This window comes from Parendozoicomonas sp. 2304DJ65-17 (assembly GCF_058148445.1).
The window spans coordinates 1-274 of the sequence record NZ_JBYVJV010000052.1 but is presented as its reverse complement, the minus strand read 5'-3'; the positions used below and the strand labels follow the sequence as shown (position 1 = coordinate 274).

The following is a 274-nucleotide window of genomic DNA, read 5'->3' as shown; positions in this document are numbered from 1 at the left end:
ACACTGCTCAAGGCATCCGAGGTATGGGCAGAGTCAATAATGACGCTGGGCTGTTGATCAGTGCCTGAGCGCTCCAGGCGTCCGGGCACACTTTCAATAAAAGGAATGGCTGCCAGAACATCCTTCAATGCAAACCCATGGCAACCCAGCACACAAATTACACCAAGCAGGTTACTGAGGTTGAAGCGAACCAGAAGTGGGGTTTGCAGCTCACCCTCCCCACAGGGAGAAAAAACCTGCGCCTTCATTCCATCTGGAAGAAGTTGAATGTTAT

The 274-nt window shown here is 51.1% G+C and carries 1 pseudogene; it reads right to left on the bottom strand.

Features of this window, described 5'->3' with window-relative positions:
• Positions 1-274, bottom strand: a pseudogene (locus ACY2RR_RS24505) (UDP-N-acetylmuramoyl-L-alanyl-D-glutamate--2,6-diaminopimelate ligase); the annotation flags it as partial.